Genomic DNA, 23,387 nt, shown 5'->3' with positions numbered 1-23,387 from the left:
CCCACGGTACGGGCAGGCCGGGCCCGGTGCGCGGCTACTCGGCGGAAAGGGCGGCGGCCTCGGCGCGCAGGTCGCGGCGGAGCTCCTTGGGGAGCGAGAAGGTGATCGACTCGTCGGCCGTCTTCACCGTCTCCACGTCCGCGTAACCGCGCTCTCCGAGCCATTCCAGGACGCCGTCGACGAGGACGTCGGGGACGGAGGCGCCGGACGTCAGGCCGACCGTGGTCACGCCCTCCAGCCAGGCCTCGTCGATCTCGCTCGCGAAGTCGACCAGGTGGGCGGCGGGGGCTCCGGCGTCCAGGGCGACCTCGACCATCCGGATGGAGTTCGAGGAGTTCTTGGAGCCGACCACGATGACCAGCTCGGCGTCCTCGGCGAGCTTCTTCACCGCGATCTGGCGGTTCTGCGTGGCGTAGCAGATGTCGTCGCTGGGCGGCGAGAGGAGGTTGGGGAACTTCGACTTGAGGGCGTCGACCGTCTCCATCGTCTCGTCGACGGACAGGGTGGTCTGGGAGAGCCAGACGACCTTCGACTCGTCGCGGACCTCGACGTTCGCCACGTCCTCGGGGCCGTCGACCAGCTGGATGTGGTCGGGGGCCTCGCCGGAGGTGCCGATGACCTCCTCGTGGCCCTCGTGGCCGATCAGGAGGATGTCGTAGTCGTCCTTGGCGTACCGGACGGCTTCCTTGTGGACCTTGGTGACCAGCGGGCAGGTCGCGTCGATGGTGGCGAGCTTGCGCTCGGCGGCCTCCGCGTGGACGGTGGGCGCGACTCCGTGCGCGGAGAACATCACGATGGAGCCCTCGGGCACCTCCGCGGTGACGTCCACGAAGATCGCACCCTTCTTCTCCAGGGTCTGCACGACGTACTTGTTGTGCACGATCTCGTGGCGCACGTAGATCGGGGCCCCGTACTGCTCCAGGGCCTTCTCGACGGCGATCACGGCACGGTCCACGCCCGCGCAGTAGCCACGGGGAGCGGCGAGCAGGACACGGCGGGCAGGAGTTGCAGTCATGCGTCCCATCGTAAGGCCGTGGCGAACAGGCGCGAGGACGGCCGGGTCGGGAGACTGGTCGCGGTGCGTTCGTGAGTCATGACGGATGGTGATGGAGGGGCTATGGCGTCGGTTCCGGAGAGCGGCGGTTCGGGCAGCGGGACGGGGGGCGGCGCGGGAAGCGGGCATGGCGGCGGCGCGGCAAGCGGGCCTGGCGGCGGCACGGGGGGCGGTGTCGGAAGCAGTGCGGGACCGGGCCGGCTGCGGCGGACGCTCGGGTTCCGGGATCTGGTCGTCTACGGGCTCCTCTTCATCGCCCCGATGGCTCCGGTCGGGGTGTTCGGCACCCTGGACGCCAAGTCCGACGGCGCGGTCGCGCTCGTCTACGTGGTCGCCACGGTGGTCATGGGGTTCACCGCCTTCAGTTACGCCCAGATGGTGCGGGTCGCCCCCTTCGCCGGTTCGGTCTTCACGTATGCCCGCAAGGGGCTCGGGGAAGGGCCGGGGTTCATCGCCGGGTGGATGGCCATGCTCGACTACCTGCTGATCCCGGCCGTCGCCTACCTCTTCTCGGGGATCGCGATGAACGCGCTGGTCCCGGAGGTCTCGCGGTGGGTGTGGACCGCGGTCGCCGTGCTCGTGACCACGCTGCTCAACCTGTGGGGGGTGCGGGCCGCCGCCCGGGTCGGCTTCGCGGTGCTGGCCATGGAGATCGTGGTGCTGCTGGTCTTCGTGGTCTCGGCCGTGGTCGTCCTCGTACGGGACGGGGCACAGCGCGGCTGGCTGACGCCGCTGACCGGGGACACCGGGTTCTCCATGGCGGCGGTACTGGGAGCCGTGTCGATCGCCGTGCTGTCGTATCTGGGCTTCGACGCCATCGCCTCCTTCGCCGAGGAGGTGACGGGCGGTTCGCAGAAGGTAGCGCGGGCGGTGCTGTTCTGTCTGGTGCTGGCCGGTGTCCTATTCGTGGCGCAGACCTATCTGGCGGCGCTGCTGGAGCCGGTGAGCTCGGCGGAGCTGGCGGCGGACCCGGCGGCACAGGGGTCGGCGTTCTACGACGCGGTGGACGCCTCGGTGGGGACGTGGCTGCACGACCTGGTGGCGGTCAGCAAGGCGATCGGCGCCGCGTTCGCCGCGCTGGCCGGGCAGGCCGCGGCCGGCCGGCTCGTCTTCGCCATGGCCCGGGAGCGGCGCCTGCCGCGCTTCCTCGCGCGGGTCGACCCGTCGTCGGGCGTGCCGCGGGTGGCGATCCTGGGCGCGGCGATCGTGACCCTGGTGGCCGCCGTGTGGGCGGCCCGGCGCGACGACGGCCTGGACCATCTGGTCTCCGTGGTGGACATCGGCGCGCTGACGGCGTTCATCCTGCTGCACGCGTCGGTGGTCGGCTGGTTCGCCGTACGCCGGATGGAGGGTCCGCCGGTGTGGTGGCGGCACGTTCTCGTGCCGGTGGTCGGTGCGGGGGTGCTGGTCGCGGTCATCGTGGAGGCGACGACGTCCGCCCAGGTGGTGGGGCTCTGCTGGCTCGGGGTGGGGCTCGTGGTGCTGGCGGTGCAGGGGACGGGCCGCCGGGGCGGTGGCGAGGGGCCGGGTGGGGCCGCGGAGAAGGGGGTCCCGGTCCCGTAGGCGAATCGTGGGACTCCGTGCGCCGCGGCGCTGCGCGGCGTACGGCTTCGCGCCCCGCGTGGACACGGACCTCCGCGCGGGGCGGGGGGCCTGTCGGTGGCTGCCGATACGCTCGCCCGTATGGCTCTCAACACGTCCGCGGAAGCGCCGCTGCCCGTCGGTGAGGTGTCGCGGCTCATCGGAGGCTGGATCGACCGGCTCGGCGCCATCTGGGTGGAGGGGCAGATCACCCAGCTGTCGCGGCGCCCGGGGGCCGGGGTCGTCTTCCTGACGCTGCGCGACCCGTCGCACGACATCTCGGTGAGCGTGACCTGTTTCCGGCAGGTGTTCGACCGGATCGCCGACGTGGTGACGGAGGGCGCGCGCGTCGTCGTGCTGGCCAAGCCCGAGTGGTACGCGCCCCGGGGGCAGTTGTCGCTGCGGGCGACGGACATACGGCCGGTCGGCATCGGCGAGCTGCTGGTGCGGCTGGAGCAGCTGAAGAAGTCGCTCGCCGCCGAGGGGCTTTTCGCGCTGGACCGCAAGAAGCCGCTGCCGTTCCTGCCGCAGCTCGTCGGGCTGGTCTGCGGGCGTGCCTCCGCCGCCGAGCGCGATGTCCTGGAGAACGCCCGCCGCCGCTGGCCCGCCGTGCGCTTCGAGGTCCGCAACACCGCCGTGCAGGGGGTGAACGCGGTCGCCCAGGTGGTGCAGGCCGTCGAGGAGCTGGACGCCCTCCAGGAGGTCGACGTGATCGTGGTGGCGCGGGGCGGCGGCAGCGTCGAGGACCTGCTGCCGTTCTCCGACGAGCAGCTGATCCGGACCGTGGCCGCCTGCCGTACGCCGGTGGTCTCCGCGATCGGCCACGAGCCGGACTCGCCCCTGCTGGACCTGGTCGCCGACCTGCGCGCCTCCACGCCGACGGACGCGGCCAAGAAGGTCGTCCCCGACGTGGGCGAGGAGCTGGAGCGGGTGCAGCAGTTGCGGGACCGGGCGCTGCGGACCGTACGGGGGCTGCTGGACCGCGAGGAGCGGGGGCTCGCGCACGCGCTGGGCCGCCCCGCGATGGAGCGTCCCCACCGGCTGGTGGACGAGCGGGAGGCCGAGGTGGACGCCCTCCTGGGGCGGGCTCGCCGGGTGCTGGGGCATCTGCTGGACCGGGCCGATTCGGAGTTGTCGCACACGCTCGCCCGGGTCGTCTCGCTGTCGCCGGCCGCGACTCTGGAGCGGGGCTACGCGGTGCTCCAGCGGCCCGACGGACACGTGGTCCGCTCCCCCGAGGAGGCCGGGGCGCCCGGCGAGCCGCTGCGGGCGCGGGTCTCGGAGGGCGAGTTCACGGTGCGGGTGGACGGATGAGGCCGGGGGGCGGGGCGGCCGAGTCCGCCGGGACGGGGTGGCCGGCCCCGGAGGGCTCCACGCCCGTACGGGCCGGGAGACGGGCGGCCGGGCGGCCGTGTCGCAGGGGCCTCGGTGCCCACGAAGTCGTTACAGCTGACATCTAGGGTGGATCACATGACGGACGACGACGGGACGACGGCGGCTGCCGCCACGGGCACGCTCGGGTACGAGCAGGCGCGGGACGAGCTGATCGAGGTCGTACGCCGGTTGGAGGCGGGCGGCACGACGCTGGAGGAGTCGCTGGCCCTGTGGGAGCGGGGCGAGGAGCTGGCGAAGATCTGCCGGCACTGGCTGGAGGGCGCCCGCGCCCGACTGGACGCGGCCCTGGCCCGTCCGCGGGACGGCGACGACCAGGGCTGAACCGGCGCTCCCGGGCGTGGCGGGCGGGGCGGGCCCGCCGGGCCCGCCGAGGGGGGTCCCATGCGGCGCGGGCGCCTCGGGGCGACCGGCGGGGTGCGGGCCGGGGGCCGTCGCGCAAGACAGATGTACTGTGCAATGGATCACTCCCGGCCGACTTTAGTTGAAACTTCACCTACCTCTGGCGTACGTTCGGGTCTTCTCCCCACCGCGTTCGCTCGGAAGGTTTGCACCAGATGTCCCTCGTTCTCGACCCCGCCGCCCAGGACCTCCTCTTCCGCGAGGCCCGTACCGCCAACACCTTCACCGACGAGCCGGTGACCGACGAGCAGGTCCAGGCGATCTACGACCTGGTCAAGTTCGGGCCGACCGCGTTCAACCAGTCGCCGCTGCGCGTCGTCCTGGTCCGTTCCGCCGAGGGCCGCGAGCGCCTGGTGCAGCACATGGCCGAGGGCAACCGGCCGAAGACCGCCACCGCCCCGCTGGTCGCGATCCTGGCCGCCGACAACGAGTTCCACGAGGAGCTCCCGGCGCTGCTCCCGCACTTCCCCCAGGCCAAGGACCTGTTCTTCTCGGAGCGTCCGGTCCGCGAGTCGGCCGCCGGCCTCAACGCCGCGCTCCAGGCCGCCTACTTCATCATCGGCGTCCGCGCCGCCGGCCTGGCCGCCGGCCCGATGACCGGCTACGACGCCGCGGGCATCCAGAAGGAGTTCCTGGACGACGACCACACCCCGCTGATGGTCGTCAACATCGGCAAGCCGGGCGACGACGCCTGGTTCCCGCGCAGCCCGCGCCTCTCCTTCGACGAGGTCATCACGACCGTCTGAGTCCCGTCACACGCGAAGGGGCCCCGGAACACCAGGTGTTCCGGGGCCCCTTCGCGCACGCGGTCGGAAGCGGGGCCGCGTCAGGAAGCCGGGGCGGCGGGCGGCGCCGTCTTCAACGCGGCGGCCATCTCGACCAGGCTCTCCTTCGGGGCCGAGCCGGTCACCACCGTGGTGTGGCCCTCTCCGGGCAGGACGAGGGCGTCGTACTTCGCACCCTCCCAGACCTGCCACTCCCGGCCCGCCACCGTCTCGGTGCGCCCGGTGTCCTTGGCCTTCCGGCTGACCTCGGGGACGTACGTACCCGCGGCGGTGGTGGACTGCTCGACCGCGACGTACCGGCGGTCCGCGTCGAGGAAGCCCAGGTGCCAGGCGTCGCCCGCGACGTCGTCGTACCGGACGGAGGTCGCCTTCCACTCCTTCGGCAGCCCCTCGGGAGCGGCCACCGGATAGGGGGCGGCGGTGCGCACCGTCGCCAGCTCCACGGTGAAGTCGACGGCCTTGATCGGGTCGGCGTGCTCGTCCTTCGGGATGAACAGGTAGATGACGCCCGCGCAGGCGGCGATCACCAAGGTCGACAGGATCATGTCCCGGACTGTCTGCTTGCCTCGCTTGCTTGCCACGGCATCCATGGTGGCACGCGGCCTGACACGCCCGGCCGCAGGGTGCCCGTCACGGCCCCGGCACAGGGGCGCTCATGCGTGACCCGGCCTGCTCATTTTATCGACCTACCGATAGAGTCACAGCACCCTCATATCCGGTCGTCGCCGTACAGAAAGGTGCGCTCCGATGTCCGAGCATCATCTGCCGTCCCAACTGGAGGTCTCCCCGGAGGCCCCCGACCGCAACCTGGCCCTGGAGTTGGTCCGGGTCACCGAGGCCGCCGCCATGGCTGCCGGGCGCTGGGTGGGCCGCGGCGACAAGATCGGCGCCGACGGCGCCGCCGTGAAGGCCATGCGGACCCTCGTCTCGACCGTCTCGATGAACGGCGTCGTCGTCATCGGCGAGGGCGAGAAGGACGAAGCCCCCATGCTGTTCAACGGCGAGCGGGTCGGCGACGGCACCGGCGCCGAGGTCGACATCGCGGTCGACCCGATCGACGGCACCACGCTCAACGCCAAGGGCATGCCGAACGCCATCGCCGTGCTGGCGGCGGCCGACCGCGGCGCGATGTTCGACCCGTCCGCGGTCTTCTACATGGACAAGTTGGTGACGGGGCCCGAGGCGGCGGACTTCGTCGACATCAACGCGCCCGTGTCGGTCAACATCCGGCGGGTGGCGCGGGCGAAGAACTCCATGCCCGAGGACGTCACCGTCGTCATCCTCGACCGGCCCCGGCACGAGGGCATCGTCAAGGAGATCCGGGAGACGGGCGCGCGGATCAAGTTCATCTCCGACGGCGATGTCGCGGGCTCGATCATGGCGGCCCGCGAGGGCACCGGCGTCGACCTGCTGATGGGCATCGGCGGGACGCCCGAGGGGATCATCTCGGCGTGCGCCATAAAGTGCCTCGGCGGCGTCATCCAGGGCAAGCTCTGGCCCAAGGACGAGGCGGAGCGGCAGCGGGCGCTGGACGCGGGCCACGATCTGGACCGGGTGCTGTCGACCGACGACCTGGTCAGCGGCGACAACGTGTTCTTCGTGGCGACGGGGATCACCGACGGTGAGCTGATGCGCGGTGTGCGGTACCGCGCGGAGACGGCGACCACCGAGTCGATCGTGATGCGTTCCAAGTCCGGCACGATCCGGACGATCTCCTCGTCCCACCGGCTGTCGAAGCTCCGCGCCTACAGCGCCATCGACTTCGACCGGGCGAAGTAGGAAGCGGCCGGCGACAAAACGGGGAGGGGCGGGAAACGGTGGTCCGTTTCCCGCCCCTGCCCGTAGGCCGTGCGCGTCCCGCCGGTGCGCGGCGTTCAGCCCGCCGCCGCTATGTGCTCGGCCGTCGTCGCGGCGGCCGTGAGCTCGATGTCCCGCCGTCGCCGCCGGGCCAGCGCCACCCGGCGCTCCGCTGCGGTGAGCCCGCCCCACACTCCGTACGGCTCGGGCTGCATCAGCGCGTGCTCCTGGCACTCCACCATCACCGGACACCGGGCACAGACCCGCTTGGCCGCCTCCTCGCGGGCCAGCCGGGCGGCGGTCGGCTCCTTCGACGGGGCGAAGAACAGGCCGGCCTCGTCGCGGCGGCAGGCCGCATCGGAATGCCAGGGGCCCGCGTCGTCCTCCCGTGCGGGGGTCCGCTGGGCCGGAACGGCGGCGAACGGCAGAGGCTGATGCGGCGGTTGCAGCACGGTCTACTCCTGACGACGGCTACGGCTTCGCGAGGATGAGTCGATGCAGCTCTCCCTACCCGCTGTGCGTACGCCTAAGCACGGAGCGCCACCAGCGCGCGGGGTACCGGAATGCGCCCCCGCGGCCTTTTGGCCGATTACCGGAGGTCGCGCGCCCCGCCGTATACCGTGCGCACCACCGTATTCAGTGGCCGAGGTGTTTGCGCAGCCGCTGCTGGAGGTCCGCCACGAACTTGCCCCGCTTCGGCCTGGCTTCCACGCTGCCGAACACGGAATAGCCGTTGACCACGACGACCGGTGCTTCCGGGTCCGCCGATTCGAGCGTCCGCACGTCGAAGGTGCCGAAGACGCCCGTGCCGCTGCCGCGCAGGGAAATGTTCTCCGGCACCCGGACGTCGACGCTGCCGAAGATGGACGTCGCATTGATAACGGTGAGGCGTTGGCCGAAAAGCGCTTCGGTGAGATCGATCTCCACGCTGCCGAAGAGTGCGAAGGCGTTCGTCCGTCCGCCGACCCGCCAACGGCCCTTGCGGTTGGCGCTGCTGAAGACCGCGACGAGATTCTCCGCGGGGCCGTCGGGGCCCTCGGGTCCGTAGGCGTACGGCTGGGAATCCGGACGGGCCGTGGGACCGGAGGCGGCGGGCAGGTCCCGGACCAGCGGCTGGAGTTCGCCGACGGTCTTGGCCCGGTAGACCAGGTCGATCCGCTCCGCGTGCTCGTCCGCCGTCAGACGGCCCTCGGCCATCGCCTCCCGCAGGATGTCCGCGATCCGGTCGCGGTCGGCGTCGGAGGCGCGGATGCCATCGCTGTCCAGGGCTTCGGCGGGCGGCCGGGCGGCCGGCGCGACGGGCTGCTGGGGCTGCTTCTCTAGGTCCACCGCCCCAGCGTACCCAAACGCGATAGATCGCGACTACCCCTCCAACCGGCGCGCCCCGGCCCCGCACCCGCCGTCCGGCGGGGCGCTGTCGAGGTGAGCCTTACCTCACAGGATCCTCCCGGGGGCGGCGCTCTACCCTGGTGGGTGCGCTGCCCGAGGGAGGTCAGCCGCCGTCGCCGAGTGAGGAATGGCCGTCATGGCAGAGTTTGCGTACTCCGATCTGCTCCCCCTGGGGGAGGACACCACGCCGTACCGTCTGGTGACGGCCGAGGGTGTGTCCACCTTCGAGGCCGACGGCCGGACGTTCCTCAAGGTCGCCCCGGAGGCGCTGCGCACGCTGGCCGCCGAGGCGATGCACGACATCTCGCACTACCTGCGCCCGGCCCACCTGGCGCAGCTGCGGCGGATCGTCGACGACCCGGAGGCGTCCTCCAACGACAAGTTCGTGGCGCTGGACCTCCTGAAGAACGCGAACATCGCCGCCGCGGGCGTCCTGCCGATGTGCCAGGACACCGGCACGGCGATCGTCATGGGCAAGCGCGGGCAGAACGTGCTGACCGAGGGCGGTGACGAGGAGGCCCTGTCGCACGGGATCTACGACGCGTACACCAAGCTCAACCTGCGGTACTCGCAGATGGCCCCGCTGACCATGTGGGACGAGAAGAACACCGGCTCCAACCTCCCGGCCCAGATCGAGCTGTACGCCACCGACGGCGGCGCGTACAAGTTCCTGTTCATGGCGAAGGGCGGCGGCTCGGCCAACAAGTCGTTCCTCTACCAGGAGACGAAGGCCGTCCTGAACGAGGCCTCCATGATGAGGTTCCTGGAGGAGAAGATCCGTTCGCTGGGTACCGCGGCCTGCCCGCCGTACCACCTGGCGATCGTGGTCGGCGGCACCTCGGCGGAGTTCGCGCTGAAGACCGCCAAGTACGCCTCCGCGCACTACCTGGACGAGCTGCCCGCCGAGGGCTCCCCCACCGGGCACGGCTTCCGGGACAAGGAGCTGGAGGAGAAGGTCTTCGAGCTGACGCAGCGGATCGGGATCGGCGCGCAGTTCGGCGGCAAGTACTTCTGCCACGACGTGCGCGTGGTGCGGCTGCCCCGGCACGGCGCCTCCCTGCCCGTGGCCATCGCCGTGTCGTGCTCGGCGGACCGCCAGGCCACCGCGAAGATCACCGCCGAGGGCGTCTTCCTGGAGCAGTTGGAGAAGGACCCGGCGCGCTTCCTCCCCGACACCACCGACGAGCACCTCGACGAGGCGGGCGACGTGGTGGAGATCGACCTCAACCGGCCGATGGACGAGGTGCTCGCCGAGCTGACCAAGTACCCGGTCAAGACCCGGCTCTCGCTGACCGGCCCGCTGGTCGTGGCCCGCGACATCGCGCACGCGAAGATCAAGGAGCGGCTGGACGCGGGCGAGGAGATGCCGCAGTACCTGAAGGACCACCCGGTGTACTACGCGGGCCCCGCGAAGACGCCCGAGGGGTACGCCTCCGGCTCCTTCGGTCCGACGACGGCGGGCCGGATGGACTCCTACGTCGAGCAGTTCCAGGCGGCGGGCGGTTCCAAGGTGATGCTCGCCAAGGGCAACCGCAGCAAACAGGTCACCGACGCCTGCGGCACGCACGGCGGCTTCTACCTCGGCTCGATCGGCGGCCCGGCGGCCCGGCTCGCCCAGGACTGCATCAAGAAGGTCGAGGTCGTCGAGTACGAGGAGCTCGGCATGGAGGCGGTCTGGCGCATCGAGGTCGAGGACTTCCCCGCGTTCGTCGTCGTCGACGACAAGGGCAACGACTTCTTCACCGAGCCCGCCCCGGCTCCGACGTTCACCAGCATTCCGGTACGGGGGCCGGGTCTCGGCTGACCCGCCCCGCAGTCGTCACCGGGAGGGCCCGTCCGCGCGGACGGGCCCTCCCGCATGTCGTGGCCCGGCCTTCCCCGGCCTTGCGGCCCGGCCCTCCGGTGCACCGCGGACGGTCCTCCCGCACCGGGCCGGCCGGGCCCTCCCCCGGCCCTGTCGTCGAACTGCCGCCCGACCCCGCAGGGCCGCCCTTCGGGTGACGACGGCAGTTCGACGACAGGACCTAGCGGCCGTCCAGCAGGCCCGAGGTGGCGACCAGATACCCCAGCTGCGCCCGGCTGTTGCTGCCCAGTTGCTCCGAGACCTTGCGCATGTGCTCGGCGACGCTGCGGCGGCTCATGCCGATCCGGCGGGCGATCGCGGCGTCCGTCTCGCCGTTGACGACGGCCTGGAGGATGGCGCGCTGGAGGTCGGAGGTGACGACGGGGGTGCGCAGGGGCGCGCGTTCGGGGCGGACCGGGACCGCGCGGGACCACGCCTCGTCGAAGTGGCGGACCAGGAAGCGGACCAGCGACGGGTGCTGCACGCGCAGAGCGGTGTGCGGTTCGTCGGAGAACGGGATGAGGGCGAGGTCCCGGTCGAACACGATGAAGCGGTCGGCGACCTCGGCCAGGGTCCTGATCTCGGCGCCCTCGGCCGTCACCTGCTCGATGTAGGCGAGCGTGGTGCGGTCGGAGCGGACGGTGTGCTGGTAGAGGGTGCGCTGCCGGATGCCCCGGCGCAGGTTGCCCAGGTCGCGCGGGAGCGACTGCTCCAGGACGTGGGCGGGGCGCCCGCCGCCGGGGTGGGCCGTGCGGACCTCGGCGCGGCAGCCGCTGACCCCGGCGTCCAGGGCCTTGCCGATGACGGCCGTGCCGGAGAGCCGGGTGAGGGCGGGGCGTTCCTGCCGGTGCATCTCGGCGTAGAGGCCCTCGAAGGCGGCGAGGGTGGCGCGGGCGGAGCGCAGGGTGCGGCGCTGCTCGACGATCGCCTCCTCGATCGGGGCGAGCGCGGCGAACGAGGCGGTCTCCGGCGGTACGGGGATGAGGTAGCCGGGTGACTCCTGGTCGGCCACCATCAGGTGCAGGGACCGCAGGCAGGGGGGCGCGGCGCCGGCCGGGAGGCAGCCCTCCGTCAGCGCACGGCGATAGGCCGCGAGCGCCGCCTCGCAGGGTTGTTCCGGTATCGACCGGTCCGAGGGTGATTCACGGCAATCACATACCGGTGAGGGGGAATGATCGTCCTTCACAAGGATGCAGATTACCTTTGTGCAATCGGGAGTCCCCCCGTCCGGCGTCCGTGCTCGACGAGTATGTCCGGGTGAGATCTGGAATGGGCAGTGCGGACGGGCCGAAGACGGGCGAGGCGGAGGGCGACGCCCGGAAGGCCCGGGAGGCCCGGGATACGGCTGTATCGGAGCGCCGTTTCCGATTCCTCGTCGCCGGATACGCGGTGTCTTCCTACGGCACTTTCCTGAATATGGTGGCGCTGAATCTCTTCGTCTACGAGACGACGGGCCGGGCGCTGGCCATGGGGCTGTTCATGGCGGTGCGGCTCGCCTCCGGATTCGTCGCCGGTCTGGTCGTGGGCGGTCTGCTCGCCCGTTTCAGCGCGAAAAGCATCATGCTGTGGGCGAATGTCGGACAGGGCTCCGTGATGCTGGTGCTCATCCTGGCGCCGGACGGTCTGCTGACCGGGGCGCTGATGGCCGTCTCGGTGGTGATCGGGGCGTGCGGGACGCTGTTCATGGTGGCGTTGCGCAGTTCCATCCCGGAGATGGTCGGGGAGGACCGCAGGGCGTGGGCGAACTCCCTCTCGATCACCGGCCGTTCGCTGGCCATGGTGGCGGGGTTCGCCTCGGCCGGCATCGTGGTGTCCCTCGTCGGTTACACGGCGGCCTTCGTGGTCGACATGGCGACGTTCGTGGTCTGCGCGGTGACGGTGGCCCTGTTGCCGATCGCCGGAGGCAAGGGAGCGAAGGCCGGGGAAGCGGACGCCGAGGGCACGGGCGGTGCGAGCGCGGACGCCGAGGGAGCGGCGGGCGCGGACGCCAAAGGCTCCGGGGCCGGGAAGGACGCCTCGTCCGCGAAGGGCGGCGGGCGCTGGCGGCCCGTGGCCCTCCTCGCGCTCGCCGCCGCACCCGGGATGGGCCTGATGGTGGCCCTGCGCGGGGTCGACGCGTTCGGTTCCTCCTCCCACAACGCGGCGCTGCCGATCTACTCCACGACCCTCGACGCGTCGAATCCCGCGGTGTTCGTGAGCGCGTTCTGGTGTGTGTGGGCGCTCGGCAACATCGGGGCCCAGCAGGTGATCCAGCGGTACGCGCAGCGCACCGGACGCTCCGTGGGAGCGCTCGGATTCGGCTACGGCACGGTGGTGATGTCGGCGGCGTTCATCGCGGCGTTCGCCGGGTTCCCGCTGGCGGTGACCGCGGTGATCGCGCTGATCGCGGGGGCCGCGGACGGCCTCACCGAGGTCGCCTACACCTCGCACCTCCAGACACTTCCGGCCACCTTGCGTGGCCACGCCTTCGGTCTTTCGGCCACTTTCGAGAACCTCGGCTTCGGCGTCGGCATGATCCTTGTGGCGGCGGCCCTCGACCGGTTCTCCCCGCTGGCCGTGGTGGGCTGGTCCCACGGCGCCGCCATCGTCGTCGCCGTGGTGTTCCTGCTGAGGGTGGCGGGAGTGCGGCGGGCGGAGCGTGCGGGGCGGGCTGGGCTGCGAAAGGAAGAGGCCGTTGAGGGACGACCGGATCGCGGTGATCGGGACGGCGCTGAGGTTTCCGGGGGCTGACACCCCGGAGGCGTACTGGCGCGACGTCCGGGCGGGGACCGGCCACGTGCGCCGGTTCACCCGGGCCGAGTTCGCCGCGGCGGGGGTCCCGGCGGCGGAGTACGAGCGGCCGGGGTTCGGCGGGGCGAGCGCGCTCCTGACGGACGTGGACGGCTTCGACGCGGGGTTCTTCGGGATGAGCGGGCGGGAGGCGGAGCTGACCGATCCGCAGCAGCGGCTCTTTCTGGAGTGCTGCTTCCACGCCCTGGAGGACGGGGGGTACGCGGGCGGCGAGGACCGCCGTACGGGCGGCGCCGTGCGGATCGGGGTGTACGGCAGCTCCGGCTACCGCCTGTACTCGCTGCACGGTTATCTGACGGAGAACCTGGCGGCGGAGGCCGGCTCGGGCGACTGGATGACCGCCAAGCAGGTCCAGGTCGGCACCTACCCCGACTTCACCGCCACCCGGGCCGCCTTCCGACTCGGTCTGACCGGGCCCGCGCTGACCGTCTCGACGGCCTGTTCCAGTGCCCTGGTCTCGGTCCACCTGGCCTGCCAGGCGCTGCGCGCCGGGGACGCGGAGCTGATGCTGGTGGGCTCCGCGGCCCTGCACCTGCCGCAGGTCAGCGGCCATGTCCCGGTGAAGGGCTCCACCCTCTCCCCCACCGGCACGGTCCGGGCGTTCGACGCGGACGCGGACGGCACCGTCGGGGGGAACGGGGCCGCCGCCGTCCTCCTCAAGCCGCTGGCCCGGGCGCTGGCCGACGGCGACACCGTGCACGCGGTGATCCTGGGCTCGGCGGTCACCAACGACGGCGCGGACAAACGGGGGTTCGCCGCCCCCGGGGTCGCCGGGCAGCGGGACGCGGTGCTCGGGGCGCTGCGCGCGGCGGGTGTGGACGCGGCGTCGATCGGTTACGTGGAGGCACACGGCACGGGCACGCTGAAGGGCGACCCGATCGAGTTCGCGGCCCTGACCGAGGCGTTCCGCGCGCACACCGACCGGACCGGCTTCTGTGCGCTGGGCTCGACGAAACCGGCCATCGGCCACCTGGACAGCGCGGCGGGGCTGGCGGGGCTGATCAAGGCCGTCGAGGTGCTGCGGCACGGGGTGGTCCCCGGGCTGGTGAACTTCACCCGGCCCAACCCGGCGCTGGCGGTGGACGACAGCCCGTTCCTGCTGCCGGTACGGGAGCGGCCCTGGCCGCTGGCGGGGGTGCGGCGAGCCGGTGTGCACTCCATCGGCATGGGCGGTACGAACGCTCATGTGATCCTGGAACAGGCGCCGGAGACGCCGCACGCCGCGTCGGTCTCCGACACCGTGCCCGCGCCCGCCCTGCTGCCGCTCTCGGCGGCGGACGGCGACGCGCTGCGGGCGTACGCCGTCCTGCTCCGGGACCTTCTCGCGGGCGGGTCGCCCCCGTCCCCCGCCGACCTGCTGACCACCACCGCACTCGGCCGGCGGCATCTCCCGCACCGGCTGGTCGTCACGGGGGCGGACCCGGTGGCCGGTCTCGACGCGTTCCTGGCCGGGGCCCCGGCGGGCGGGGCGTACACCACCGGGGTGGCGGACGGCGTACGGGAGCGGCGGCCGGTGTTCCTCTTCAGCGGCCAGGGCGGCGGGCACCGGGGCATGGGCGCCGAACTCGCCGCGCGCTTCCCGGTGGTGGCCGAGGTGCTGGCAGCCTGCGCCCGGGTGTACGCGGAGGAGACCGGCCGGGAGGACTTCCTGGACCGGATCGTCGGGGGGCAGGGCCCCGAGCGGTGGGACACCGCCTTCGCGCAGCCCGCCCTGTTCGCCCTCCAGATCGCCCAGGCCCGGCTGTGGGAACGGCTCGGGATCACCCCGGCCCGGGTCGCCGGGCACAGTGTCGGCGCGTACGCGGCGCTGTGCGTGGCCGGGGCGCTGGAGACCGAGGACGCGATGCGGCTGGTGTGCGGGCGCGGGCGGCTGATGCTGGAGCGGGCGGCCCCGGGCGCGATGGTCTCCGCGTTCGTGCCCCGGGCCCGGGCGCGGGAGCTGCTGGCCGCCGTTCCCGGTCTTGAGCTCGCCGTGGTCAACGGGGCCACGCACCAGGTGCTGGGCGGCACCCCGGAGGCGGTGGACGCGGCCCGGGCGCTGCTGGCGGCGCGGGGGGAGGCGTACGAGGTGCTGCCGGTGGACCGCGCGTTCCACACGGCGCTGCTCGACCCGGCCCTGGAGGATTTCCGGGTGCTGGCCGACAAGGTCGAACTCCGGCCGCTGCACACCGAGTTCGTCGACGGGATCGACGGCACGGTCCGCCCCGCGGGGTGGCGGCCAAACGCCGCGCACCTGGTCGCGCAGGCCCGCCGCACGGCGGACTTCGCCGCCGTGCTGGACCGGCTGGCCGGCTCCCCGCTGCTGCTGGAGCTGGGGCCGTCCGCCGTGCTGACGGGTCTGGTCCGCCGGGCGTTGCCGGACGCGGTCTGCGTCCCGACGCGGCAGTGGGAGCGGGCGGTGGCCGCGCTGCACTGCGGCGGGGCCGGAGTGGACTGGGCGGCGCTGCTCGACCGGTGCGGCGGCCGGCGCGTCCGGCTGCCCACGTACCCCTTCCAGCGCCGGTCGCACTGGCGGGGGCCGGCCCCGTACACGGCCCCGGCACCGCCCGCCCCGCTCATGGAGCAGCCCGCCCCGATCGGCGGGGCCGCTCCTTCACCGACACGCTCCACGGAGGACCGCATGACCGAACAGGCCGTACTGGACAGGGTGCTGGAGCTGACCGCGCGCCATCTCGGCCATCGGCCCGACGAGGTCGGCGCCGACCGCACCTTCGTCGGCCTCGGCGCGGACTCGCTCCAGCTCATCGGGATGGTGCGGCAGTTGGAGGCCGAGTTCGGCACGGAGATCAGCATGCGGGAGGTGCTGGAGGAGGCGGGCACACCCCGGCTGACGGCGGCCCTGATAGCCGGGCGGGCGGCGCCCGCGACGCTGCCCGTGGCGGTGGATCCGGCACGGGTGGCCAGGGAGCAGGCGTCGGTGACGGTGAGGCCGGCGTCGGTGACCGGGGAACCGGCACAGGTGAGTGTGGGGCCGGCGGCGACGGGGGGCACGGACACGACCGTGTACGCCACCCGGGCCGAGGTGGCGGCCCTGTCCGAGCAGCTGCGCCAACTGGCCGAGACCCAGGCCGCGATGATCACCCAGCTCACCGAGGCCGTCGCGCTGCTGACCGCCCGCACCACCGGGAAGGACGGGCGATGAGCGCGGGGATACCCGGAGCGGACGGGGTCGGGACCACGACCGCCACCGCGAACGCCGCCGGATCGGCCGCCGAGGCCGTGGCCCGGGCCGCCGAGCTGTCCCGCGCGCTCACCGCCCGGCTCGCGGAGGCCCGCCGGGTCGCGACGGAGGACACCGGGCCCGGCGCGGGGGAGGCCGAGGCCCCGCACGGGCCCCGTCTCGTCGTGGACGCGGCGGGCGGGATGGCCGGGGCGGGGGCCGACGAGGCCCAGCGGGCCCACACCGCATCGCTGATCCGTCGGTTCACCGAGCGCACCCGCACCTCGAAGGAGCTGGCCCAGCGGCACCGTCCGGTGCTGGCCGACAGCCGCGCCGTCGTGGGGTTCCGGGACGCCACCAAGGAGATGCTGTACTCGGTCGCGGCCCGCTCGGCGCACGGCTCCCGGCTCACCGACGTGGACGGCAACACCTACACCGACATCACCATGGGCTTCGGCGCGCTGCTGCTGGGCCATGAGGCGGAGCCCGTCACCGACGCCGTGCGCCGCCACCTCTCCGACGGGCTGCGCTTCGGCCCCCGGTCCCCCGACACCGGGGAGGCCGCCGCCCTGCTCGCCTCGCTGACGGGGATGGACCGGGTCGCCTTCGCCTCGTCCGGCACGGAGGCGAACTCGGCGGCGATCCGGCTGGCGCGGGCCGCGACCGGGCGCGACAAGGTCGTCATGTTCCGGGGCTCGTACCACGGGCACATCGACTCCGTCCTCGGCCGGCCCGGCGGTCCCGGGCAGCACGCCGTGCCCGTCTCCCGGGGCATCCCCGCCAGCGCGGTGGCGGAGCTGATCGTGCTGGAGTACGGGTCCCAGGAGTCCCTGGAGACGATCGACGCCCTCGGGGACGCGATCGCCGCCGTGCTCGTCGAGCCGGTGCAGTGCCGCAACCCGGGGCTGCGGCCGGTGGAGTTCGTCCGCGCGCTGCGCGACCTCACCGCCCGCCGGGGCATCGTGCTGCTGTTCGACGAGATGCTCACCGGGCTGCGCCCCCACCCGCGCGGCGCGCAGGAGCACTTCGGGGTGGTGCCGGACCTCGCCACGTACGGCAAGGCGCTGGGGGCGGGCTTCCCGATCGGCGCGGTGGCCGGGCGGGCGGATCTGCTGGACGGGGTGGACGGCGGCTTCTGGCGGTACGGAGAGCCCGGCGGGCCCTCGCGCGAGACCACGTTCATCGGCGGCACGTACATGCAGCACCCGTTGTCGATGGCGGCGGCCCGCGCGGTGCTCACCCATCTCACCGAGCGGGGGCCCGGACTCCAGAGCGGGCTGAACGTCCGCACGCAGGCGCTCGCCGACCGGCTCAACGCCTTCTTCCGCGACGAGGAATTCCCGCTGGAGCTGGCGCACTTCGGGTCGATGTTCCGCTTCCGGCACCGCGCCGACCTGGAGCTGCTCTACCACCACCTCCAACTGCGCGGCGTGTACGTATGGGAGTGGCGCAGCTTCTACCTCTCCACCGCCCACACGGAGGAGGACGTGAACCGGGTCGCGGAGGCGGTGGAGGGATCACTGCGGGAGCTGCGCGACGGCGGGTTCTTCCCCCGGACCGCCCCCCGCCCGGCGAGGACCGCGCAGCCGGCCGACGCGCCGCGCCCCGCACCCGACTTCGGCGTCTACTTCTTCGGCGACTACCCGGAGACCGGGGAGGCCGGCGTCCCCGAGGCGTACGCCACGGTCCTGGAGACCGCGCGCTTCGCCGACGAGCACGGCTTCTCCTCGGTCTGGCTGCCCGAGCGGCACTTCGACTCGTTCGGCGGGATCTTCCCGAACCCCGCCGTGCTCGCCGCCGCCGTGGCCCGGGAGACCGGGAGCGTCCGGATCAACGCGGGCTCGGTCGTGCTGCCGCTGCACGATCCGGTGCGGGTCGCCGAGGAGTGGTCGGTGGTGGACAACCTCTCCGGCGGCCGGGTCGGCGTCGGCTGTGCCACCGGCTGGCACGCCCGGGACTTCGCCCTGCACCCCGACAGGTTCGCGGACCGGCGGAGGATCGCCTTCGACCATCTCGACGAGGTGCGCCGGCTGTGGCGCGGGGAGGCGGTCCGGCGGCGCACGGGCGAGGGCGCGGAGGCGGAGATCCGGATCCGGCCGCGCCCGGTGCAGGAGGAGCCGCCGTTCTTCCTGGCCACCTCCGGGCAGCGCGGCTCGTACGAGGAGGCGGCCCGGCGCGGCCTCGGGGTCGTCACCAACCTGATGGGCCAGACCGTGGACGAACTGGCCGCGAACATCGCCCACTACCGGCGTACGCGTGCGGCGTGCGGGCTCGACCCGGCCACCGGACGGGTGACGGTGCTGGTGCACACGTACCTCGGCGACGACCACGCGACCGCGCGGGCCGAGGCGCTGGAGCCGATGGTGCGCTACCTGCGTTCCTCGCTGCTGATGCGCTCGGCGGCGACGGCGGCCGGGCAGCGGCGCGAGGACGTGGCGGCGGCGAGCGAGGAGGACCTCGACTACCTCTTCCGCCGGGCCTACGACCGCTACTGCGACCAGCGGGCCCTGATCGGTACGCCCACGAGCGTCGCCCCCTTCGTGGCCGCGCTGCACGGGGCCGGGGTGGACGAGATCGCCGCACTGGTCGACTTCGGGATGGACCGGGAGCGGCTGCGGGCGGGGCTGGAGCGCCTGGACGTGCTGCGCCGCCGGACGAAGGCGAGCCACGCCCGGCCCGAGGACACCGTGGCGCCCGCCACCTCGGCCCAGCGGCGGCTGTGGCTGGCCGCGCAGTTGATGGAGAACCCGGCGGCGTACAACGAGACGGGCGCGGTACGGCTGCGCGGCCCGCTGGACCTGGCGGCCCTGCGGGCTGCGGTGGACGGCCTGGTCGAGCGGCACGCGGGGCTCCGGACGGTGTTCCGGGGCGAGGAGGAGGGCGTCGTCCAGGTCGTGCGGAACGGGCTCCGCATCCCGTTGACGGTGACCGACGCCCGGGGGCAGGACGCCGAGCGGGCGATCGGGGCGCTCCTCGCCGAGGAGAGCGGCCGGGCCTACGACCTGGCCCGGGGCCCGCTGTTCACGCCCCGGCTGCTGCGGCTGGCCGGGGAGGACCACGTCCTCGTCCTCGGTACGCACCACATCATCACGGACGCGCACTCGGCCGCGCTGGTCGCCGGGGACCTCCAGGAGCTGTACACGGCGGCCCGTGCCGGGCGGACGCCGGTCTTCGACCGTCCCGCCGGGACGACCGTCGGCGCCCCCGAGCCCCCGGCCGACGCGGCGGACCTGGCCTGGTGGCGCGCGTCGCTGGGCGACCGGCCGCCGGTGCTGGTCCTGCCCACGGACCGGCCGCGCGGTCGCCGGGTGGCGGGGCGCGGCGGGGCGGTGGCCCGGACCGTCGGCCGCGGGCGGGCCGACCGGCTGCGGGAGTGGAGCGGGCGGCAGGGTGTGACCCTGTTCGCTACCCTGTGCACGGCCTGGCAGCTGGTGCTGCGGAAGCGGTCGGGGCAGGACGCCTTCCTGCTGGGCACGACGTTCGGGCGGCGGCCGGCCGCGACGGCGGACACGGTCGGGTTCCATGTGGCGCTGCTGCCGCTGCCGCTGTCCGCCACCGACGCGACCTCGTCGCCGGAGGCCGTACGGGCCACCGGGCGGGTGCTGTTCGCGGCGGACGAGCACAGCGGGGTGGACCTGGACGCGCTGCTGGCGGCCGTCCATCCGGACCCGGGCAGCCCGCGCCCGCTGGTGACCGTTTCGGTCGACCTCGACCGGGCGGCGCTGGCCGGAATCGACCTGCCCGGCCTGCGCGCCGAGGCCGTGGCGGCCGGGACGGAGTCGGCGCCGCTGGAGCTGGCGCTGATGGCCACCCATATGCGGGACGGGGGGCTGCGGCTGCGGCTGCGCTACGACGCGGACCTGTTCGACGCGGCGACGGCGGAGGGGTACCTCGCCGAGCTGGAGCAGCGGTTGGACGCGATGCCGGACGCGGTGGCGGAGGGCGCGGCGGGGGCGGGGGGAACCGGCGCGACCGCCGCGGCGGAGCCGGGCGCGCGCACGGCCTCCGACACCGCCGCGCTCCTGCGCGAGGTCTGGGAGTCCGTCCTCGGCCTGCGCGGCTTCCCCGCCGAGGGCAACTTCTTCGACCTGGGCGGCAACTCGATCGCCGCGATCCGCCTGGTGAACCGGGTCCGGGACACGCTCGGCGTCGACTACCCGCTGGCGGACTTCTTCGCGGACGCCACCCTGCGGGCCATGACCCGGCAGTTGGCCGGCGGGGCCGAGACGGACCACGAGGGGGCGGGCGGGGCGGAGACGGACCCGCCGGGGCGGGGCCTGCCGGAGGAGGACCTGGAGGACACGGAGGACACGGACCGCCCGGAGCAGAGCCTGCCGGAGGAGAGCCTGCCGGACACCGACCGGCCCGGGGCGGGCATCGCGGCCGTCGTCGACCGCGCCCCCGTCAGCGACCAGCAGGACCGGATGATCGCCGGGCACCACGTCGTGCCCGACCCCGCCGTGTGGAACGTGCCGACGCGGATCACGTTCACCGGGGCGCTGGACCCGGCGGCCCTGCGCTCCGCCGTGTCCGAGCTGGTCGCCCGGCACGACGGGCTGCGGACCAGGTTCACACAGGAGGGGGCGCCGGACGGGCCGTGGTGGCAGGAGATCCTGGCGGCGGAGCCGGTGGCGCTGCCGGTGGAGGACCTGACCGGGCTGCCCGCCGGGGAGCGGCGGCCCCGGGCGGACGCCCTGTGCCGGGCGGACGCGGCGGCCCCCTTCGACCTGGGGCGGCCCCTGCTGCCCCGGACCCGGCTGCTGCGGGTCGAGGAGGACCGCTGGGAGCTGATGTTCGTCCTGCACCACATCTGCGCCGACGGCTGGTCGCTGTCCGTGGTGCTCGCGGAGATCGCCGCGCTGTACACGGCTGCCGCCGCGGGCGTCCCGCACGGCCTGCCCGAACCGGCGATGCAGGCGCCCGGCTACGCCCGGTGGCAGCGCGCGCACCACGACCCCCGGGCCGAGGCGGAGCGGGCCGCGTTCTGCGCCCGCTATCTCGACGGGGTGCCGTCCGCCGTCCCCGTACCGACGGACCGGCCGCGCCCGCAGAAGCTGAGCGGGCACGGGGACACCGTGCGCGGGGTCGCCTCCGGTGAGGTGCGGGCGGCCGTGGAGAGGCTCGCGGCCGACCGGCGCACCACCTCGTTCGCGGTCGCGGCCGCGGCTCTGGGGGTGTTCCTGACCCGGCTCTCGGGAGAGGAGGACACCCTGCTGAGCGTGCCGTACGCCCATCGCGAGGGCACCGCCTCGGAGTCGCTCGTGGCGATGACGTCCACCGCCGTGATGGTCCGCGTACGACTGGATTCAGCCAATCTCGACGAGACCTGCGCGGAGCTCGCGGTCCGAACGGGCGAGGGCGCGCTCGGTGCCATGGCCCATGTGCTGCCCACCGCGCGCATCATGCGGGCGATGCGGGACGCGGGCGCTGTCAGCGTCCCGGACCGGGTCCCGCACATCCTGGCGTTCCAGAACTCCGTCGACACGGACATCGAGATCCCCGGGCTCCGGGTCGAGGTGGCCGATCTGGCACCGCCGCTTTCCCGCAGCGAGCTGTGCTTCGGACTTGCGCCGCGCCGGGACGCCGCGAAGGGTTATCGAACGTTCCTGGAATTCTCCACCGACCTGTGGGACCACACGACCGCCCACGACCTCCTCGCGTCGTACACCGACGTGCTCGCGGAGTTCTGCGCCCGGCCCGACCGGCCGGTGCGGGAACTCCTCGGGGAGCGCCCCTCGCGGGGGCTCCCGGGCCTCGGCTCCGGGGGCTCCGCCGGGAACGCCAGCGCCGGGCCCGACCAGCCCGGCGGACCGTCACCCTCCCAGTCACTGCCGAACACCGGAAAGGCGGACGCCGTATGACTCCGGCCCCCCACCGCAGCCACACCGACGACCTGCTCTCCTTCATCGCCGCCAGTCCCTCCCCGTACCACGTGGTGGCCAGTGCCGCCCAGCGCCTGGAGAAGGCCGGATTCCGCGAACTGCGCGGCACGGACGACTGGACGGGGGCGACGGGCGGCTGCTTCGTCAGCCGCGCCGGTGCGCTGATCGCCTGGTACGTGCCCGAGGGCGCGCCCGCCCACACCCCGTTCCGGATCGTCGGCACCCACACCGACTCCCCGAACCTGCGGATCAAACCGGCTCCGGACACCGGGACTTCGGGGTGGCGGCAGATCGGGGTGGAGATCTACGGCGGGGTCCCGCTGAACACCTGGCTCGACCGGGACCTGGGCATCTCCGGCCGGCTCGCCCTGCGCGGTCCCGACGGCGCACCGCGCAGCCGGCTCGTACAGATCGACGAACCCCTTCTGCGGGTACCCCAGTTGGCCATCCACCTGGACCGTACGGTGAACGAGGGCGTGGCCCTGGACCGGCAGCGGCACATCGCGCCGATCTGGGCGCTGGGCGAGCCGCGGGAGGGCGAGCTGCTCGGCCGGGTCGCGTCGGCGGCCGGGGAGGACCCGGCGGACGTGCTGGGCTGGGACCTGATGCTGCACGACGTCCAGCCGCCCGGATACCTGGGCGCGGACCAGGAGTTCGTGGTGGCGTCCCGGCTGGACAACCAGGTCTCGGTGCACGCCGGGGTGACCGCCCTGGTGGACGCGGCGACGGGGGCCGCCCAGCCCTCCTTCGTCCCGGTGCTGGCCGCGTTCGACCACGAGGAGGTCGGCAGCGGCTCCGAGACGGGTGCGCAGAGCCCGCTGCTGGAGCGGATCCTGTCCCGGTCCGTCGCGGCGCGCGGCGGCAGCGACGAGGACTGGTCGCGGGCGCTGGCGGGCGCGTTCTGCGTCTCCGCCGACATGGCGCACGCGGTGCACCCCAACTACGCGGAGCGGCACGACCCCGACCACCGTCCGCTCCCCAACGGCGGCCCGACCCTCAAGGTGAACGTCAACCAGCGCTACGCCACCGACTCCACCGGCATCGCGGTGTTCACCGCGGCGGCCGAGCGGGCCGGGGCCCCCTGGCAGCCGTTCGTCTCCAACAACGCGATGCCCTGCGGCACGTCGATCGGCCCGCTCACGGCGGCCCGGCTCGGCGTCACCACGGTGGACGTCGGGGTGCCCGGCCTGTCGATGCACTCGGCGCGCGAGCTGTGCGGGGTGCGCGACCCGGGCCACCTCGCCGCGATCCTCACCACGATCATGGTCGGGGACTGACCGAACTCCGGGTAGCCCCGAACTCCGGTAGCAGA

At 73.5% G+C, this 23,387-nt stretch carries 15 protein-coding genes; 10 read left to right on the top strand and 5 right to left on the bottom strand.

Translation table 11 applies throughout. From position 1 onward, the window contains the following. Positions 1 to 34: 34 nt before the first annotated feature. Positions 35 to 1,024 carry a 4-hydroxy-3-methylbut-2-enyl diphosphate reductase gene (locus tag DTB53_RS18305; RefSeq protein WP_012379224.1) on the bottom strand — a complete coding sequence of 330 codons (990 nt, stop codon included), beginning with the start codon at positions 1,022 to 1,024 and terminating at the stop codon, positions 35 to 37. 93 nt (positions 1,025 to 1,117) lie between these two features. On the opposite strand from DTB53_RS18305, the gene DTB53_RS18300 reads away from it, so the two are divergent. The 4 genes from DTB53_RS18300 (at position 1,118) to DTB53_RS18280 (ending at position 5,175) form a co-directional block, all read left to right on the top strand. Then, positions 1,118 to 2,617 carry an APC family permease gene (locus DTB53_RS18300; RefSeq protein ID WP_236586381.1) on the top strand — a complete coding sequence of 500 codons (1,500 nt, stop codon included), beginning with the start codon at positions 1,118 to 1,120 and terminating at the stop codon, positions 2,615 to 2,617. Positions 2,618 to 2,737: 120 nt separating this feature from the next. Beyond that, on the top strand, positions 2,738 to 3,949 hold the full coding sequence (xseA, locus tag DTB53_RS18295) for an exodeoxyribonuclease VII large subunit (RefSeq protein ID WP_012379226.1): 1,212 nt from the start codon (positions 2,738 to 2,740) through the stop codon (positions 3,947 to 3,949). 156 nt (positions 3,950 to 4,105) lie between these two features. Continuing rightward, positions 4,106 to 4,351 (top strand): exodeoxyribonuclease VII small subunit, encoded by a 246-nt coding sequence (locus DTB53_RS18290; RefSeq protein WP_042496232.1) that lies wholly within the window; start codon positions 4,106 to 4,108, stop codon positions 4,349 to 4,351. Between the two features lie 233 nt (positions 4,352 to 4,584). Then, complete coding sequence (locus DTB53_RS18280; protein ID WP_012379228.1) at positions 4,585 to 5,175, top strand: malonic semialdehyde reductase; 591 nt, start codon at positions 4,585 to 4,587, stop codon at positions 5,173 to 5,175. Positions 5,176 to 5,255: 80 nt separating this feature from the next. Here the strand turns inward: DTB53_RS18280 and DTB53_RS18275 are convergent, their stop codons facing one another. Further along, positions 5,256 to 5,804: a DUF4245 domain-containing protein gene (locus tag DTB53_RS18275; protein WP_012379229.1), complete on the bottom strand. Its 549-nt coding sequence runs from the start codon at positions 5,802 to 5,804 to the stop codon at positions 5,256 to 5,258. Positions 5,805 to 5,961: 157 nt separating this feature from the next. On the opposite strand from DTB53_RS18275, the gene glpX reads away from it, so the two are divergent. After that, complete coding sequence (gene glpX / locus DTB53_RS18270) at positions 5,962 to 6,993, top strand: class II fructose-bisphosphatase (RefSeq protein ID WP_003966594.1); 1,032 nt, start codon at positions 5,962 to 5,964, stop codon at positions 6,991 to 6,993. 95 nt (positions 6,994 to 7,088) lie between these two features. Here the strand turns inward: glpX and DTB53_RS18265 are convergent, their stop codons facing one another. Together DTB53_RS18265 and DTB53_RS18260 are read right to left on the bottom strand one after the other, a co-directional pair. Further along, a complete protein-coding gene (locus DTB53_RS18265) occupies positions 7,089 to 7,463 on the bottom strand; it encodes a WhiB family transcriptional regulator (protein ID WP_003966595.1) in 375 nt (124 codons plus the stop codon). A gap of 184 nt (positions 7,464 to 7,647) precedes the next feature. Then, positions 7,648 to 8,340, bottom strand: a complete 693-nt coding sequence (locus tag DTB53_RS18260) for a DUF1707 SHOCT-like domain-containing protein (RefSeq protein ID WP_003966596.1) — start codon at positions 8,338 to 8,340, stop codon at positions 7,648 to 7,650. Positions 8,341 to 8,536: 196 nt separating this feature from the next. Between DTB53_RS18260 and DTB53_RS18255 the strand changes: the two genes are divergently transcribed. Further along, positions 8,537 to 10,204 (top strand): fumarate hydratase, encoded by a 1,668-nt coding sequence (locus DTB53_RS18255; protein ID WP_003966597.1) that lies wholly within the window; start codon positions 8,537 to 8,539, stop codon positions 10,202 to 10,204. Positions 10,205 to 10,424: 220 nt separating this feature from the next. Here the strand turns inward: DTB53_RS18255 and DTB53_RS18250 are convergent, their stop codons facing one another. Continuing rightward, positions 10,425 to 11,429, bottom strand: a complete 1,005-nt coding sequence (locus DTB53_RS18250; protein WP_012379231.1) for a LuxR C-terminal-related transcriptional regulator — start codon at positions 11,427 to 11,429, stop codon at positions 10,425 to 10,427. Between the two features lie 83 nt (positions 11,430 to 11,512). Here DTB53_RS18250 and DTB53_RS18245 point away from each other — a divergent pair, with 83 nt between their 5' ends. From DTB53_RS18245 to DTB53_RS18230, 4 genes are read left to right on the top strand one after another with little or no spacing between them, the layout of a single operon-like run. After that, a complete protein-coding gene (locus tag DTB53_RS18245) occupies positions 11,513 to 12,973 on the top strand; it encodes an MFS transporter (RefSeq protein WP_012379232.1) in 1,461 nt (486 codons plus the stop codon). Beyond that, positions 12,918 to 16,175 (top strand): type I polyketide synthase, encoded by a 3,258-nt coding sequence (locus DTB53_RS18240; RefSeq protein WP_042496235.1) that lies wholly within the window; start codon positions 12,918 to 12,920, stop codon positions 16,173 to 16,175. Before DTB53_RS18245 ends, DTB53_RS18240 begins: the two co-directional genes overlap by 56 nt. Next, on the top strand, positions 16,172 to 22,054 hold the full coding sequence (locus DTB53_RS18235; protein ID WP_012379234.1) for a MupA/Atu3671 family FMN-dependent luciferase-like monooxygenase: 5,883 nt from the start codon (positions 16,172 to 16,174) through the stop codon (positions 22,052 to 22,054). Before DTB53_RS18240 ends, DTB53_RS18235 begins: the two co-directional genes overlap by 4 nt. Next, the gene (locus DTB53_RS18230; protein WP_012379235.1) at positions 22,051 to 23,352 is read left to right on the top strand and encodes a M18 family aminopeptidase; all 1,302 of its coding nucleotides are present in this window, start codon (positions 22,051 to 22,053) and stop codon (positions 23,350 to 23,352) included. The genes DTB53_RS18235 and DTB53_RS18230 overlap by 4 nt, the downstream gene beginning before the upstream one ends. Positions 23,353 to 23,387 lie beyond the last annotated feature (35 nt).

The organism is Streptomyces griseus, from assembly GCF_900460065.1.
GTDB lineage: Bacteria > Actinomycetota > Actinomycetes > Streptomycetales > Streptomycetaceae > Streptomyces > Streptomyces griseus.
Note: the sequence above shows the minus strand (reverse complement) of the source record. Positions and strands in the feature narration are given on the sequence as shown.